The sequence below is a fragment of the Ruminococcus sp. AM26-12LB genome (assembly GCF_003480785.1).
GTDB classification, from domain to species: Bacteria; Bacillota; Clostridia; order Lachnospirales; family Lachnospiraceae; genus Blautia_A; species Blautia_A fusiformis.
This window is the reverse complement of sequence record NZ_QUJX01000002.1, coordinates 78,631-94,209: the sequence shown is the minus strand read 5'-3', so window position 1 is coordinate 94,209 and position 15,579 is coordinate 78,631. Positions and strand designations below refer to the sequence as shown.

The following is a 15,579-nucleotide window of genomic DNA, read 5'->3' as shown; positions in this document are numbered from 1 at the left end:
CAAAGTGTTGGTAGTGATTACTTATGATGTAAATACAGAGACAACTGCAGGAAGAACTCGTTTGCGTAAAGTGGCGAAGCAATGTACAAATTATGGAAGAAGGGTGCAAAATTCTGTATTTGAGTGTATTTTGGATAGCGCTCAAAGTGTTGCTTTGAAGGGGATATTGTCTGATATTATTGACAAAAATAAAGATAGCTTACGTTTTTATTACCTCGGAAATAATTATCAGACTAAAATAGAACATGTAGGTATAGAACGTGGAATTCCAGTAGATCAACCTTTAATTATGTAGGTGCGAATCAGAAGTACACATAAAATGCCGGCAGGATTCGCACTACAAAAATCAGAAAAGTAACATGAATAACACTAAAGAAAAGAGAGAAGGGATAATAAAAAGTAGAAAAATTATATTTATTGCATAAAAAAACAAAGAATATTTGTGAAAATTTGCCGTCGTTCCCCACGAGGGAACGTGGATTGAAATAGTGCTGTCCAGCCAAACTTACCAAGTCGTGCAAGTCGTTCCCCACGAGGGAACGTGGATTGAAATGCCCAGGAGCCGGATGTCCTGGCGAAGTCTCCGGTCGTTCCCCACGAGGGAACGTGGATTGAAATGCCCAGGAGCCGGATGTCCTGGCGAAGTCTCCGGTCGTTCCCCACGAGGGAACGTGGATTGAAATTACCTTCTTCAGTGGAGCAAATCCACCGCCTTCGTCGTTCCCCACGAGGGAACGTGGATTGAAATAACCTCATGCGTCTTGTGTTAGCTAAACACTGCGTCGTTCCCCACGAGGGAACGTGGATTGAAATCTGTTTCGTCTTGTGAAGTATTTTTCTTAACTGCCGTCGTTCCCCACGAGGGAACGTGGATTGAAATAAGATACAAGGCGGCTGCCTCCTCGTAAAAATCGTCGTTCCCCACGAGGGAACGTGGATTGAAATCTCAACAATGGTATAGGTTCCTACTGGAATATAGTCGTTCCCCACGAGGGAACGTGGATTGAAATGGATATGCTTTACCGCAACCAGCCAGCATAGATGTCGTTCCCCACGAGGGAACGTGGATTGAAATCGGCAAGGGGAAAGGAAGATCAAATAAGGACCTCGTCGTTCCCCACGAGGGAACGTGGATTGAAATCTGCTGATTGGGATAACTTAGAGGTTTCTCCATGGTCGTTCCCCACGGGGGAACGTGGATTGAAATATATCCGCCTTTTTCCTGGCCACTATCTTTACCGTCGTTCCCCACGAGGGAACGTGGATTGAAATAATTAAATTGAATTATAAAAGAAGGGAGCGTATAGTCGTTCCCCACGAGGGAACGTGGATTGAAATCGCTTACTCCACGAGTTACAGTATACTGCCACCGTCGTTCCCCACGAGGGAACGTGGATTGAAATTATCACAGGTCAGCAGAAAAGTTGTGGTACATGTGTCGTTCCCCACGAGGGAACGTGGATTGAGATCATAGTAAATGGTATTTGTAATAGGGCTAACACCGTCGTTCCCCACGAGGGAACGTGGATTGAAATGGAAAAGAAGCAATGTCTGGGATGCTTGCTATCGTCGTTCCCCACGAGGGAACGTGGATTGAAATCTGGATATGACCTTAATTTTTTTTCGCATTTCGTGTCGTTCCCTACGCAGGAATGTGGATTGAAATCCCGATCACATATGCGATCACTGTAGCTCCAGCCGTCGTTCCCTACGCGGGAACGTGGATTGAAATGCAAAGTAGTTAGCTGCATTCTGGTAATATGCCGTCGTTCCCCACACAGGAACGTGGATTGAAATGAGTGTAGAAGATAGTGATAGCCTGGTTGATGATGTCGTTCCCCACGAGGGAACGTGGATTGAAATATCAACGCAAAGAGATTCGTGGAGATTGAAAGGGTCGTTCCCCACGTGGGAACGTGAATTGAAATAACAAAGAGGAAATCAAACGGTGTGGTACATGGGACATTCCCTATGCGGGGACAAAAACCGGAAATCGCAATTAATACTTGCATTTAACAGACATTGGTGTTACAATGAACGAAACTAAGAACTTGTTGGCATAGGAGTGGGCGAGAGCCCGCTCCTATTTGCTGAGAAGGAATTTGTTCAGAAATAGGCAGAAATAGGAAAGGCAGGTGGGAAGCATGAGCAGACGGGAAGAATATGAACAGAAGACAGAGGCGATCCTTACACCAATCGTGGAGTCCAGGGGCTTTGAGCTGGTAGACGTGGAGTATGTCAAGGAAGCCGGAACCTGGTATCTCAGAGGCTATATCGACAAGCCGGGCGGAATCACAGTCAATGACTGCGAGGACGTAAGCCGTGCATTCAGCGATATACTGGATGAGCAGGATTTCATCGAGGACAGCTACATTATGGAGATCAGTTCTCCGGGACTTGACCGGCCTCTTAAAAAAGAAAAAGACTTTAAGAGAAGCCTTGGCAAGCTGGTGGAGATCCGTACCTACCGGCCCATCGAGAAACAGAAAGAATTCTGCGGTATTTTAAATGCATATGATAGTAACAGTGTGACAATCGATGAAGACGGCACAGAACGTACCTTTGATAAAAAAGATATTGCCCTGATTCGTCTCGCGATCGAATTCTAAAAGAGAATCGAATCTGTAAAATTCAGGAGGAAAAAAGAAAAATGAGCAGAGATTTAAGAGATGCGCTGGACGTTCTCGAAAAAGAGAAAAACATCAGTAAGGATACACTGCTGGAGGCAATTGAGCAGTCACTGATCCAGGCATGTAAGAACCATTTCGGAAAGGCAGATAACGTTCACGTTATGATCGATCCGGAGACCTGTGACTTCAGTGTTTACGCTGACAGAACTGTTGTAGAGCATGTGGAGGATCCGGCGCTGGAGATTTCTCTGGTGGATGCACAGAAAACAAACACGAACGCAGAGATCGGTGATGTTATGAAGGTTGAGATCCAGTCCAAGGAATTCGGACGTATCGCAACCCAGAATGCAAAGAATGTCATTCTTCAGAAAATCCGTGAGGAAGAGCGTAAAGTTCTTTACGATCAGTACTATGGAATCGAAAAAGAAGTGGTAACCGGTATTGTTCAGAGAGTAATGGGCAAAAATGTCAGCATCAACCTTGGTAAGGCAGACGCAGTACTTACAGAGAACGAACAGGTAAAGGGTGAGACCTTCCAGCCAACTGAGCGAGTAAAAGTTTACATTCTTGAAGTTAAGGATACCCCGAAGGGACCGCGTATCCTGGTTTCCAGAACACATCCCGGTCTTGTAAAGAGACTTTTCGAGTCCGAGGTTGCAGAGGTAAGAGACGGTACCGTTGAGATCAAGAGCATTGCCCGTGAGGCAGGCTCCCGTACCAAGATCGCTGTATGGAGCAACGATCCGGATGTAGATGCTGTGGGAGCATGCGTTGGTATGAACGGTGCACGTGTAGGGGCAGTTGTTAACGAGCTTCACGGTGAGAAGATCGATATCATCAACTGGGATGAGAACCCGGCGATCCTTATTGAGAATGCATTAAGCCCTGCAAAGGTTATCGCAGTTATGGCTGACCCGGATGAGAAGACCGCACTGGTCGTAGTTCCGGATTACCAGCTTTCCCTTGCTATCGGTAAGGAAGGACAGAACGCACGTCTTGCTGCAAGACTTACAGGCTTCAAGATCGACATCAAGAGCGAGACACAGGCAAGAGAGTCCGGTGACTTCTACGATGATTACGATGAGGAACACGAGGAAGCAGAGGAAGAAATGACAGAAGAGGCTGTTTCCGAAGAGCTTGAAGAAGTAGAGGAAGATACAGAAGAGACAGAAACAGAAGCTGAAGAAACAGCAGATGGAGATGCCGAAGAATAATGAAAACGAGAACCAAGATTCCCATGCGTCAGTGTACCGGCTGCAGGGAAATGAAAAGCAAAAAGGAAATGATACGAGTTCTCAGGACATCAGAGAATGAGATCATCCTGGACGCTACAGGTAAGAAAAACGGACGCGGCGCATACCTTTGTTTCTCAGAGGAATGCCTGGAAAAGGCTATCAAAAACCATGGCCTGGAGCGTTCCTTGAAAATGGCAGTTCCGGATGAAGTGTATCAGAACCTCAAAAAGGAGTTTGGATCAATTGAAAAACAATAAGGTTTTATCACTCATCGGACTTGCGACAAAAGCAGGAAAAACAGTGAGCGGAGAATTTTCCACAGAGAAATCCGTAAAAACAGGAAAAGGTTTCCTGGCACTGGTGGCAGATGATGCTTCCGAAAACACAAAAAAGAAATTTCGGAATATGTGTACCTATTATGAAGTTCCGTTATATTTCCTTTCAGACAAAGAGAGCCTGGGCAGAGCAATGGGCAAAGAATTCCGTGCCAGCCTTGCCGTGCAGGACGAAAATTTTGCAAAGGCGATCATGAAGGCGCTGGAAAAAGAATCCGGCAGATAACCTGCATGATACAGGCGTCTGTAAGGAGGTTTGACGATAGAAATGATAAAAGATAAATTCAACAGATCGGGAAAGGAGCAATATAGACAATTGGATACTCCAAAAACAGAAGAAAAGACAACAACGGTGAATACAGAGGGTAACAAATCTGAAGCACCGAAAAAGAAAAAAAATATCATCCGTGTATTTCATGCACAGAATGCCAGCGATGGCGGTAAAGGAAGAAGAAAACCGGCAGCAGGCGAGAGAAAGGGACCGGCACGTCCACAGAACGGCGGTCAGAGAAGCGCAGGAGCAAACACAAGAAACGGTGAGTCCGGTGAGCAGAGAAACGGTCAGAGTGGCCAGAATCGTACTCAGGGCGGAAGACCGCAGGGCAACCGTCCGGAAGGAAGAAGAGACGGAAATCGTGACGGAAGAACCTTCGAGGGAAGAAGAGACGGCGGAAATCGTTTTGGCGGAAACCGTTCCCAGAATGGTGAGGGACGTCCGGCAAGACAGGGCGAGGGAAACAGAGGCCCACGTCAGAATGACGGAAGAGGCGGAAGCCGTTTCGGCGGTGGAGCAAACCGTGGCCAGGGAGGTCAGGGCGGAAGCTTTGAAGGAAGAAGAGACGGAGGAAACCGTTTTGGCGGTGGAGCAAACCGTGGCCAGGGTGGCCAGGGCGGACGTTCCGAAGGCGGAAGAGGCGGAGACAACCGTTTCAGCGGAGCAAACCGTGGTGGCCAGGGCGGCGGACAGCGTCCGGGACAGAGAAGAAGCGGTGGCTCTTCAGATGCTGTATTCACTCCGGAGCTGACCAAGACATCCAAGGACAGCAAGCGTGAGCGTGACAGAGAGAATAAGAACAAGAAGAAAGAATTCGAGAAAGGTACCCAGGGCGGACGCAGACCAAATCAGGGCGGACGCAGACCGAATTCCAGAATCCCGAAAGCACTTCAGAAACCGAATCCACAGCCGAAGCAGGAAGAGAAGAAACCGGAGATCAAGGAGATCACCATTCCGGAGAAGCTTACTATCCGTGAGCTTGCGGACGCGATGAAGATGCAGCCGTCAGTGATCGTTAAGAAGCTTTTCATGGAAGGTGTCATGGTAACCGTAAACCAGGAGATCGACTTTGAAAAGGCAGAAGAGATCGCACTTGGCTTTGATATCATTGCTGAGAAGGAAGAAAAGGTGGATGTGATCGCAGAGCTCCTCAAAGAGGACGAAGAGGATGAGGATGATATGGTTCCGAGACCTCCGGTAGTCTGTGTTATGGGTCACGTTGACCATGGTAAAACATCTCTTCTGGATGCCATCCGTAATACAAACGTAACCAGAGGCGAGGCCGGCGGAATCACACAGCACATCGGTGCTTACGTGGTAAATATCAAAGGTCAGAAGATCACATTCCTGGATACACCGGGACATGAGGCGTTCACAGCTATGCGTATGCGTGGTGCCAACGCTACAGATATCGCAGTTCTGGTCGTTGCCGCAGACGATGGTGTAATGCCGCAGACAGTAGAGGCGATCAGCCATGCAAAGGCAGCCGGTGTTGAGATCATCGTTGCCATCAATAAGATCGATAAACCAAGTGCAAATGTAGAGCGTGTAAAACAGGAGCTTTCCGAGTATGAACTGATTCCTGAGGACTGGGGCGGAAGCACCATCTTTGTTCCGGTATCCGCACATACAGGAGAAGGAATTGAGAATCTTCTTGAGATGATTCTTCTTACTGCTGAGGTTTCCGAGCTCAAAGCCAATCCGAACCGTGAGGCAAGAGGTCTTGTTATTGAGGCTCAGCTTGATAAAGGTAAAGGACCGGTTGCTACCATCCTTGTTCAGAAGGGTACTCTTCATGTGGGAGACTTTATTGCCGCAGGTGCATGCAATGGTAAGGTACGTGCAATGATGGATGATAAGGGACGTCGTGTAAAAGAGGCAGGTCCGTCTACTCCGGTTGAGATTCTCGGACTTGGTGATGTTCCTAATGCAGGTGAGATCCTGATGTCCTTTGAGAGCGATAAAGAAGCCAAGAACTTTGCAGGCGCATTCGTTACAGAGAACAAGAGCCGTCTTCTCGAGGAGACCAAAGGCAAGCTTTCTCTGGATAACCTGTTTGACCAGATCCAGGCCAGCGATCTTAAGGAGCTTCCGATCATCGTCAAGGCCGATGTACAGGGATCTGTTGAGGCTGTTAAACAGAGCCTTACCAAGCTTTCCAACGAGGAAGTTATCGTTAAGGTGATCCATGGTGGTGTAGGTGCCATCAATGAGTCTGATGTCAGCCTTGCTGCAACATCCAATGCGATTATCATCGGCTTTAACGTACGTCCGGATACTACAGCAAAACAGCTTGCTGAGCAGGAGGGCGTTGACCTTCGACTTTATAAAGTCATTTATCAGGCGATCGAGGATGTAGAGGCAGCTATGAAGGGTATGCTGGATCCTGTATTCGAGGAGAAGGTTATCGGTCACGCAGAAGTTCGTCAGCTGTTCAAGGCATCCGGTGTCGGAACCATCGCAGGAAGCTATGTGCTGGATGGTACATTCCAGCGTAACTGTAAGGTTCGTATCACACGAGGTGAGGACCAGATCTTCGAGGGTGAGCTTGCATCCCTGAAGAGATTTAAGGATGATGTCAAGGAAGTTCGTGCCGGATATGAGTGCGGTCTTGTATTTAATGACTTTAATGATGTCAAAGAAGAAGATAAAGTCGAAGCATATATCATGGTAGAGGTACCAAGATAGGAGTGATTCGTAATGAGAAAAAACAGCATTAAAAATACACGTGTGAATGGTGCAGTTCAAAAAGAACTCAGCACCATCATACACAGCGAGATCAAGGACCCCAGAATTCATCCGATGACTTCTGTGACAGCTGTTGAGGTGGCACCGGATCTTAAGACCTGCAAAGCTTACATCAGTGTGCTGGGCGAGAAACAGGCCAAGGATTCCACCCTCCGGGGCTTAAAGAATGCAGAGGGCTATGTTCGGAGAGAACTGGCCAGAAGACTGAATCTCCGCAATACACCGGAGATCCGTTTTGTTCTGGATGAGTCTATTGAATATGGTGTAAATATGTCAAAGAAGATCAATGACGTAATGAGTGGGATGGAAACAGAGGAATAGGTGGAAAAAATGAAAAACATTTCAGAAATACTGGAAAATGTAAAAACCGTTGGCATTGGCGGTCACATCCGTCCGGATGGGGACTGCATTGGTTCCTGTATGGCTCTGTATCTCTATATCCGGAAATATTTTCCTGATATAGAAGCAGATGTTTATCTGGAAGACCGGAAACCTGTATTTGATTACATTGACAGAATGGATGAGGTTAAGACAGAAGCAGAAGAAGATAAGGTGTATGATCTTTTTATCACCTGTGATGTCAGCGCACTGGACAGGCTTGCTGTTGCTCGGAAATATTTCGATGCAGCAAAAAAGACAGCCTGCATTGATCATCATGTGAGCAATAACGGATTTGCGGATGTCAATCATGTAAGAGGCGAGATCAGCTCTGCCAGCGAAGTTCTTTACGGACTTCTGGATTCAGACAAGATCGATCGTTCCATTGCGGTTCCTATTTATACAGGAATGGCACATGATACCGGCGTGTTCCAGTATTCTTCCACAACACCGGAAACCATGAGGATTGCCGGAGAACTGATGAAAACAGGATTTGATTTCAGCAGGATCATCGATGAGTCCTTTTACCAGAAAACATATCTTCAGAATCAGGTCATGGGACGTGTCCTGGCAGAGAGTATTCTCCTTCAGGGCGGTAAGTGTGTGGTCGGATATCTGAAAAAACGGGAGATGGATTTCTACAGTGTGGAAGGAAAGGATCTGGAGGGAATCGTGAGCCAGCTCCGTCTGACTGCTGGTGTGGAGGTTGCGATCTTTATCTATGAGATGCAGACGCAGTTCTTTAAGGTATCTCTCCGTTCCAATGGTAAGGTGGATGTAAGCAAGATTGCCGTATTTTTCGGAGGCGGCGGACATGTGCGTGCAGCCGGCTGTGATATGCAGGGCTCCATGTACGATGTGATCAACAACCTTACCGCTGAAATTGAAAAACAGCTTGCAGAGGAGTAAAGATAAGATCATGGACGGAATACTTGTGATCCGAAAGGAAAAAGGTTATACCTCTCATGATGTTGTTGCAAAGCTGCGTGGGATTCTCCACATGAAAAAGATCGGCCATACCGGGACTCTGGATCCGGCAGCAGAGGGAGTACTTCCTGTTGCACTGGGCAAGGGGACCCGGCTGGTGGAGCTTCTTACAGAAAAAGAAAAAACATATGAGGCGGTTTTAAGGCTGGGAGTTTCCACAGATACCCAGGACATGACCGGAGCTGTTCTTTCTGAGAAACCTGTGACCGTCACGGAAGAGGAAGTCCGTGAGGCAGTGGGATCCTTTGTGGGAGAACAGCAGCAGGTCCCTCCTATGTATTCGGCCCTGAAGGTAAATGGAAAGAAGCTTTACGAACTGGCCAGAGAAGGAAAAACCATAGAGCGTAAGCCGCGCCCTGTGGTTTTTTATGAGATAAGGATACTGGATATGGAGCTTCCGCTGGTACGCATAAGCGTTACCTGTAGCAAGGGCACCTATATCCGTACACTTTGCAATGACATCGGAGAAAAATTAGGCTGCGGCGGAGCCATGGAAGAGCTGCTTCGGACCAGGTCCGGAAATTTCACTCTGGAAGAGAGCATGACACTTTCCCAGGTGGAGGAGGCGGTTGCCGATGGGACCATCGGGGAAAAGCTTGTTTCCATCGAGGATGTACTTTCCATGTATCCGGTCCTTACCTGTACACCGGAGGGAGACAGACTTCTCAATAACGGAAACCCGCTTCCGGAAGAACTGGTACAGGGAGGCAGCAGGGAAGAAAAAGTCCGGATGTATAAAAGCAGCGGAAATTTCACAGGAATATACGGCTGGGATGAAAGAAAACAGAAATACGTACCCATCCGCATGTTTTTTGTATGACATTTTATAAAAACTTGCAGGAGCAGCAGAAGATATGGAATACTTGAAGATCGACGGAGAATTTCCGCGCCTTTCAAAGAGTGCGGTGACACTTGGAAAATTTGACGGCATACACCGTGGACACCAGAAACTGGTGGAGAAGATCCTGGAACAGAAAGAAAAAGGTCTGCAGACAGTCCTTTTTTCTCTTGGCATCGGCAGTCAGATGATCTTTACAAAAGAGGAACGATGTCAGCTTCTTGAGAAAGCAGGCGTGGATGTGCTGATCGAATGTCCGCTGGATAACCGGATCCGTCATATGAAGGCAGAAACCTTTGTTAAAGAGATCCTGGTGGGAGATCTTCAGGCGGAGCATGTTGCAGTGGGAGAAGATTTCAGGTTCGGGTATGAACGCAAGGGAACACCACAGCTTCTGGAGACTATGGGAAGGAAGCTTGGCTTTACTGTGGATGTTGTTCCGAAAGAAATGGAAGGCCGCAGAAAGATCAGCAGTACATTTATCCGTGAGGAACTGAAAAAGGGAAATATGGAAAAGGTTAATGATCTGCTGGGAATCCCCTTTTTTGTGGACGGTGTGATCGAACATGGAAGAGGAATGGGACATAAGGTCCTTCTTCCCACTACTAATATCGTTCCTGCAAAAGAAAAGCTGATGCCGCCAAATGGCGTTTATGATACAGTGTCCCATTTTAAGGACAGAACCCTTTGCGGGATCACAAACGTAGGATATAAACCAACCATAGGAGAGAAATTCCTGGGTGTTGAGACCTATCTTTTTGACTGTGAAGAGGATCTGTACGGAGAGCCCTGCAGAGTGGAATTCTTTCATTATTCCAGACCGGAGAAGCGCTTTTCGTCCATAGAAGCACTGAAGCAGCAGCTCCTGAAGGATGCAGAAAAGGGAAAGGCTTATTTCCGCAGCCTCGAAAAATAAAAACTTTCGGGAAAAACTTTTCGAAAAAACAGTTTACAGGTCAGAAACCGTGTGCTATACTGTTCGAGGTGAAAAAAGCCAGTATTCAGAAGCCGGAGACTCCGACCACTTCTTAATACCCGGCGTTTAATTAAAATTTCAAGGAGGAAACAATAATGATTTCTAAAGAAAAGAAAACAGCGATCATGAAAGAGTATGCAAGAACAGAGGGTGACACAGGTTCACCGGAGGTTCAGGTTGCAGTTCTTACAGCAAGAATCCAGGAGCTCACAGAGCATCTTAAAACACACCACAAAGATCATCATTCCAGAAGAGGTCTTCTGAAAATGGTAGGTCAGAGACGTGGCCTTCTTGCTTATCTTAAGAAAACAGACATCGAAAGATACCGTGCACTGATTGAGAAATTAGGTTTAAGAAAATAATTGCTACGGGAGGGGCGGATGATTCCATCCGCCCCATTTTAACATGTGTGATAAACACAGACGGAATTACCGCAGGAGTGATTTCCGAGACTACTGAAAAGCCCATTTCCGGTCGAGATCTTTTTCAAAGGAAGTGGTCTTTTCAGTTGTTTCGGGCTCCTGTCAGATATTAATATAATAAGAAAAGGAGAACGAATATGTACAAAAGTTATTCCATGGAACTTGCAGGAAGAACACTGACTGTAGATATCGGACGTGTAGCGAAACAGGCCAATGGTGCTGCTCTTATGCACTATGGTGATACTACAGTCCTTGCTACTGCTACCGCATCCAAAGAGCCAAGAGAAGGAATCGATTTCTTCCCGTTAAGTGTTGAGTATGAGGAGAAGATGTATGCAGTAGGAAAGATCCCGGGAGGATTCAACAAGAGAGAGGGTAAGGCAAGCGAGCATGCAATCCTTACATCCCGTGTTATCGACCGTCCGATGCGTCCGCTGTTTCCAAAGGATTACAGAAATGACGTAACTCTGGTAGATATGGTTATGTCTGTTGATCCGGAATGCAATCCGGAGATCCCGGCTATGCTTGGTTCTTCCATTGCAACCTGTATTTCTGATATCCCATTTGACGGTCCATGCGCAACCACACAGGTTGGTATGATCGACGGCGAGTTTATCATCAACCCGACACTTGCACAGAAGGCAGTTTCTGATCTTCAGCTTACGGTTGCTTCTACAAGAGAGAAGGTTATCATGATTGAGGCCGGAGCTAATGAGATCCCGGAAGATAAGATGATCGAGGCTATCTACAAGGCTCATGAAGTGAACCAGGAGATCATCAAATTCATCGACCAGATCGTAGCAGAGTGCGGAAAAGAGAAACATTCCTACGAGTCCTGTGCAGTACCTCAGGAGCTTTTTGATGAGATCAAGAAGATCGTTCCTCCGGAAGAGATGGAGGTTGCCGTATTCTCTGATGACAAGCAGACACGTGAGAATAACATCAGCGAGATCACTGATAAGCTGAAAGAAGCTTTTGCAGACAATGAGGAATGGCTTGCCGTTCTCGGTGAGGCTGTATATCAGTACCAGAAGAAGACTGTCCGCAAGATGATCCTCAAAGATCATAAACGTCCGGATGGACGTGAGATCAGACAGATCCGTCCGCTGGCTGCAGAGACAGATATCATCCCGAGAGTTCATGGTTCTGCCATGTTCACAAGAGGACAGACTCAGATCTGTACCGTTACTACACTTGCTCCTCTTACAGAGGCACAGCGTCTTGACGGACTGGATGAGTTTGAGACATCCAAGAGATATATGCACCACTACAACTTCCCGTCCTACTCTGTAGGTGAGACCAAGCCTTCCAGAGGACCGGGACGTCGTGAGATCGGTCACGGAGCACTTGCTGAGAGAGCACTGGTACCGGTACTTCCTACAGAGGAAGAATTCCCATATGCAATCCGTACCGTATCTGAGACATTTGAGTCCAACGGCTCCACATCCCAGGCAAGTATCTGTGCATCTACCATGTCACTGATGGCTGCCGGTGTACCGATCAGAAAACCGGTTGCAGGTATTTCCTGCGGACTTGTTACAGGTGAAACAGACGATGATTACATCGTTCTTACAGATATCCAGGGCCTTGAGGACTTCTTCGGAGATATGGACTTCAAGGTAGCCGGAACACATGACGGAATCACAGCGATCCAGATGGATATTAAGATCCATGGTCTTACAAGACCGATCGTTGAGGAAGCGATCCGCAGAACAAAAGAGGCAAGAGAATATATCCTGACAGAAGTTATGGAGAAATGTATCGACAAGCCTCGTACAACTGTTGGGGAGTTTGCTCCGAAGATCATCCAGATCCAGATCGACCCGCAGAAGATCGGTGATGTAGTCGGACAGAGAGGAAAGACTATCAACACGATCATCGAGCGTACAGGTGTGAAGATCGACATCACAGACGACGGCGCAGTTTCTATTTGCGGAACAGACCAGAAGGGTATGGATGAAGCAAAACGTATGATCGAGATCATCACTACCGAGTTTGAGGCAGGACAGATCTTTACAGGACGCGTAGTCAGCATCAAAGAGTTTGGCGCATTCCTTGAGTTTGCACCGGGCAAGGAGGGAATGGTACACATTTCCAAGATCTCCAAACAGAGGATCAACCGTGTTGAGGATGTTCTTACACTTGGCGACAAAGTTAAGGTTATCTGCCTTGGCAAGGACAAGATGGGAAGAATCAGCTTCAGCATGAAGGATGTACCGGAAGAAGCATAAATGATGAGATACCACAATATTACCAAGGACGATATGTTAAACGGAGACGGACTTCGTGTAGTGCTCTGGGTAGCCGGCTGTTCACACGGCTGCCGGGAGTGCCAGAATCCCATTACCTGGGATCCGAATGGAGGTCTGCCCTTTACGGACAGCGAGCGAGCTGAGATATTTGCAGAGCTGGACAAAGATTATATCAGCGGGATCACCTTCTCGGGAGGCGATCCTCTGCATCCTTCCAATATCGCTGAGGTAACAGCTCTTGCAAGAGAGATCAGAGAGAAGTATCCGGATAAGACGATCTGGCTGTATACGGGTTCTCTCTGGGAAGAAATCCAGCAGTACGAGATCATCCATTATCTGGATGTATGCGTGGACGGGGAATTTCAGGTGGACAAGAAAGAGGTTCGTCTGAAATGGAAAGGCTCCTCAAATCAGAGGGTGATCGATGTACAGGCGTCACTTCGTGAGAACCGTGTGGTTCTGTACACGGAGTGATCAGAGGTTTTTTGAAATTACCTATTGGGAGTGGAACGAAAAATGAAAAGAATTGCGAAATTTCACAAGGTAAGTTTTGAACAGTTTGCAAAGGACTGGAAGGATACCTTTGAACAGTATTCAGAAGAGGAGATCCGGAATATCTACGACAGTCTGAAGCTTCCGAAGAGAGCTACGACCGGAAGTGCAGGATATGATTTTTATGCACCTGTGGATGTGACCATGAAGCCAGGTGAGATCGTAAAGATACCGACTGGTATCCGTGTAGAGATGGAAGAGGGCTGGGTTCTGAAATGTTATCCGAGAAGCGGACTGGGATTTAAATTCCGGCTGCAGTTGAATAACACAGTGGGAATCATTGACAGCGATTATTTCTTTTCCGACAACGAAGGTCATATCTTTGCCAAGCTGACTAACGATACAAGAGAAGATAAAACGATCCAGATCCCGGCAGGAACCGGTTTTATGCAGGGGATCTTTGTGGAATACGGAATCACTGTGGATGACGATGCAGATGCAGTAAGAAACGGTGGCTTCGGAAGTACCACAAAATAAAACAAAAGCCCGGAAGGCGGAGGTGTGAAGACCACATACATCCGATTTTCCGGGCTTGTTTTGTGTAGTTACTGCTTTCCGATAAATGCACTGTTTAGCTGAGAGGTGCGTCTGCCTCCTCGTCTGCACGTGCTTTTTCCACGACTGCGTTAAAGGCATTTGCGGCAGCGTCGTACTCTTCATCATCTTCAATGTTTGCCAGCATCGGATCGCCGTCTGCTGTGCGGGAGAAGCTGTAGAGATAAACCTCACCGGTCTCATTCTGGCCGTTCTCATCCAGTGGGAGAAGTGCGATATATTCTTTGTTCTCTACAGGGAAAATAGTAAGGATGGCACATTCTACCTCAGTATCGTCATCCATAGTCAGGGTAATGGTATGATGTGCCTCATCTACCTTGCTTTCGCAGTTGGCTGTACAGGAAGCGCAGTCGCTTGGTGCACATCCGCTTTTGTTAAATTCATCACTCATAAAAAAATCCTCCGTTCTGCTGCTGCCTGTAAATAAGGGGGCAGCTCTGCATGATATAGAGAACATTTTAACAGATATGACGTAGAACAGCAACAAAATATTTGAGAGCCTGAGAAAACTTTCAAAATATTTTTTGCTTAATCCGACAATGTGAGATATAATAAAAATATGACGAAAAAATGAGGAGAAAATATAAAAATATGAAATTTATTTCCTGGAATGTAAATGGGATCCGGGCCTGTATCACCAAGGGCTTTGAGGAACGCTTTCATGAGCTGGATGCGGATATTTTCTGTCTGCAGGAGACGAAATGCCAGCAGGGACAGGTAAAGCTGGAACTTCCCGGATATCATCAGTACTGGAACTACGCAAACCGCAGAGGCTATTCAGGTACAGCCATTTTTACGAAGAGGGAGCCATTGTCTGCGGCTTACGGGATCGGGATAGAGGAGCATGATAAAGAAGGACGTGTCATCACGCTGGAATTCGATGAGTATTATTTTGTGACTGTATATACTCCCAACTCCCAGAGTGAGCTCCGCCGTCTGGAATATCGTATGAAATGGGAAGAGGATTTCCTGGCTTATCTCCTGAAACTGCAGGAGAAGAAACCGGTGATCTGCTGTGGCGACCTTAATGTGGCACATCAGGAGATCGATCTCAAGAACCCGAAGACCAACCGCAAAAATGCAGGCTTTACGGATGAAGAGAGAGCCTGCTTTACCAGAGCCCTTGAGAGTGGCTTTATTGATACATTCCGCTATTTTTATCCGGATAAAGAGGGCGTTTACTCCTGGTGGTCCTACCGTTTCCGTGCACGAGAGAAGAACGCCGGCTGGCGTATCGACTATTTCCTTGTTTCCCCTTCCCTGAAAGAAAAGCTTCAGGATGCGAAGATCCACGGAGAGATCATGGGATCCGATCATTGCCCGGTTGAGCTGGATATTGATCTGTGACGGATCCGGCGAAAAGGATTTCTATGGATTTGAATAATAAAAAGAGAAAA

General features: G+C 46.9%; 16 protein-coding genes and 1 CRISPR repeat array. Of the genes, 15 read left to right on the top strand and 1 reads right to left on the bottom strand.

Annotated features, from left to right (window positions below):
• Positions 1-4 precede the first annotated feature (4 nt).
• The 14 genes from cas2 (at position 5) to DW694_RS01595 (ending at position 14,104) form a co-directional block, all read left to right on the top strand.
• Positions 5-295 (top strand): CRISPR-associated endonuclease Cas2, encoded by a 291-nt coding sequence (gene cas2 / locus DW694_RS01660; protein ID WP_059085214.1) that lies wholly within the window; start codon positions 5-7, stop codon positions 293-295.
• Between the two features lie 160 nt (positions 296-455).
• A CRISPR array of direct repeats spans positions 456-1,928; the repeat unit is 32 nt; unit sequence GTCGTTCCCCACGAGGGAACGTGGATTGAAAT.
• A gap of 216 nt (positions 1,929-2,144) precedes the next feature.
• Positions 2,145-2,609, top strand: coding sequence for a ribosome maturation factor RimP (gene rimP, locus DW694_RS01655; RefSeq protein WP_021650312.1), 465 nt, complete (start codon positions 2,145-2,147; stop codon positions 2,607-2,609).
• A gap of 41 nt (positions 2,610-2,650) precedes the next feature.
• On the top strand, positions 2,651-3,844 hold the full coding sequence (gene nusA / locus DW694_RS01650) for a transcription termination factor NusA (protein ID WP_015525794.1): 1,194 nt from the start codon (positions 2,651-2,653) through the stop codon (positions 3,842-3,844).
• Positions 3,844-4,122 carry a YlxR family protein gene (locus tag DW694_RS01645; protein ID WP_015525795.1) on the top strand — a complete coding sequence of 93 codons (279 nt, stop codon included), beginning with the start codon at positions 3,844-3,846 and terminating at the stop codon, positions 4,120-4,122. Before nusA ends, DW694_RS01645 begins: the two co-directional genes overlap by 1 nt.
• Positions 4,109-4,426, top strand: coding sequence for a ribosomal L7Ae/L30e/S12e/Gadd45 family protein (locus tag DW694_RS01640; RefSeq protein WP_021650310.1), 318 nt, complete (start codon positions 4,109-4,111; stop codon positions 4,424-4,426). The genes DW694_RS01645 and DW694_RS01640 overlap by 14 nt, the downstream gene beginning before the upstream one ends.
• Before the next feature lie 42 nt (positions 4,427-4,468).
• Positions 4,469-7,162, top strand: coding sequence for a translation initiation factor IF-2 (infB, locus tag DW694_RS01635; protein WP_015525796.1), 2,694 nt, complete (start codon positions 4,469-4,471; stop codon positions 7,160-7,162).
• A 12-nt stretch (positions 7,163-7,174) separates the two neighbouring features.
• Positions 7,175-7,543, top strand: coding sequence for a 30S ribosome-binding factor RbfA (gene rbfA, locus DW694_RS01630; RefSeq protein WP_015525797.1), 369 nt, complete (start codon positions 7,175-7,177; stop codon positions 7,541-7,543).
• Between the two features lie 9 nt (positions 7,544-7,552).
• Entirely contained in the window at positions 7,553-8,509 is a 957-nt protein-coding gene (locus tag DW694_RS01625; RefSeq protein ID WP_110102007.1) for a bifunctional oligoribonuclease/PAP phosphatase NrnA, read from the top strand.
• Positions 8,510-8,519: 10 nt separating this feature from the next.
• Positions 8,520-9,407, top strand: a complete 888-nt coding sequence (truB, locus tag DW694_RS01620; protein WP_114001444.1) for a tRNA pseudouridine(55) synthase TruB — start codon at positions 8,520-8,522, stop codon at positions 9,405-9,407.
• Positions 9,408-9,441: 34 nt separating this feature from the next.
• Entirely contained in the window at positions 9,442-10,341 is a 900-nt protein-coding gene (locus DW694_RS01615) for a bifunctional riboflavin kinase/FAD synthetase (RefSeq protein WP_015525800.1), read from the top strand.
• A gap of 155 nt (positions 10,342-10,496) precedes the next feature.
• On the top strand, positions 10,497-10,763 hold the full coding sequence (rpsO, locus tag DW694_RS01610; protein ID WP_015525801.1) for a 30S ribosomal protein S15: 267 nt from the start codon (positions 10,497-10,499) through the stop codon (positions 10,761-10,763).
• Between the two features lie 197 nt (positions 10,764-10,960).
• A complete protein-coding gene (locus DW694_RS01605) occupies positions 10,961-13,054 on the top strand; it encodes a polyribonucleotide nucleotidyltransferase (protein WP_015525802.1) in 2,094 nt (697 codons plus the stop codon).
• Complete coding sequence (gene nrdG / locus DW694_RS01600) at positions 13,055-13,549, top strand: anaerobic ribonucleoside-triphosphate reductase activating protein (RefSeq protein WP_015525803.1); 495 nt, start codon at positions 13,055-13,057, stop codon at positions 13,547-13,549.
• Positions 13,550-13,591: 42 nt separating this feature from the next.
• On the top strand, positions 13,592-14,104 hold the full coding sequence (locus DW694_RS01595) for a deoxyuridine 5'-triphosphate nucleotidohydrolase (protein WP_015525804.1): 513 nt from the start codon (positions 13,592-13,594) through the stop codon (positions 14,102-14,104).
• A gap of 94 nt (positions 14,105-14,198) precedes the next feature.
• Here DW694_RS01595 and DW694_RS01590 read toward each other — a convergent pair whose 3' ends face one another.
• A complete protein-coding gene (locus DW694_RS01590; RefSeq protein WP_015525805.1) occupies positions 14,199-14,573 on the bottom strand; it encodes a DUF1292 domain-containing protein in 375 nt (124 codons plus the stop codon).
• A 200-nt stretch (positions 14,574-14,773) separates the two neighbouring features.
• Here DW694_RS01590 and DW694_RS01585 point away from each other — a divergent pair, with 200 nt between their 5' ends.
• Positions 14,774-15,529, top strand: a complete 756-nt coding sequence (locus DW694_RS01585; protein ID WP_015525806.1) for an exodeoxyribonuclease III — start codon at positions 14,774-14,776, stop codon at positions 15,527-15,529.
• Positions 15,530-15,579: the final 50 nt, after the last annotated feature.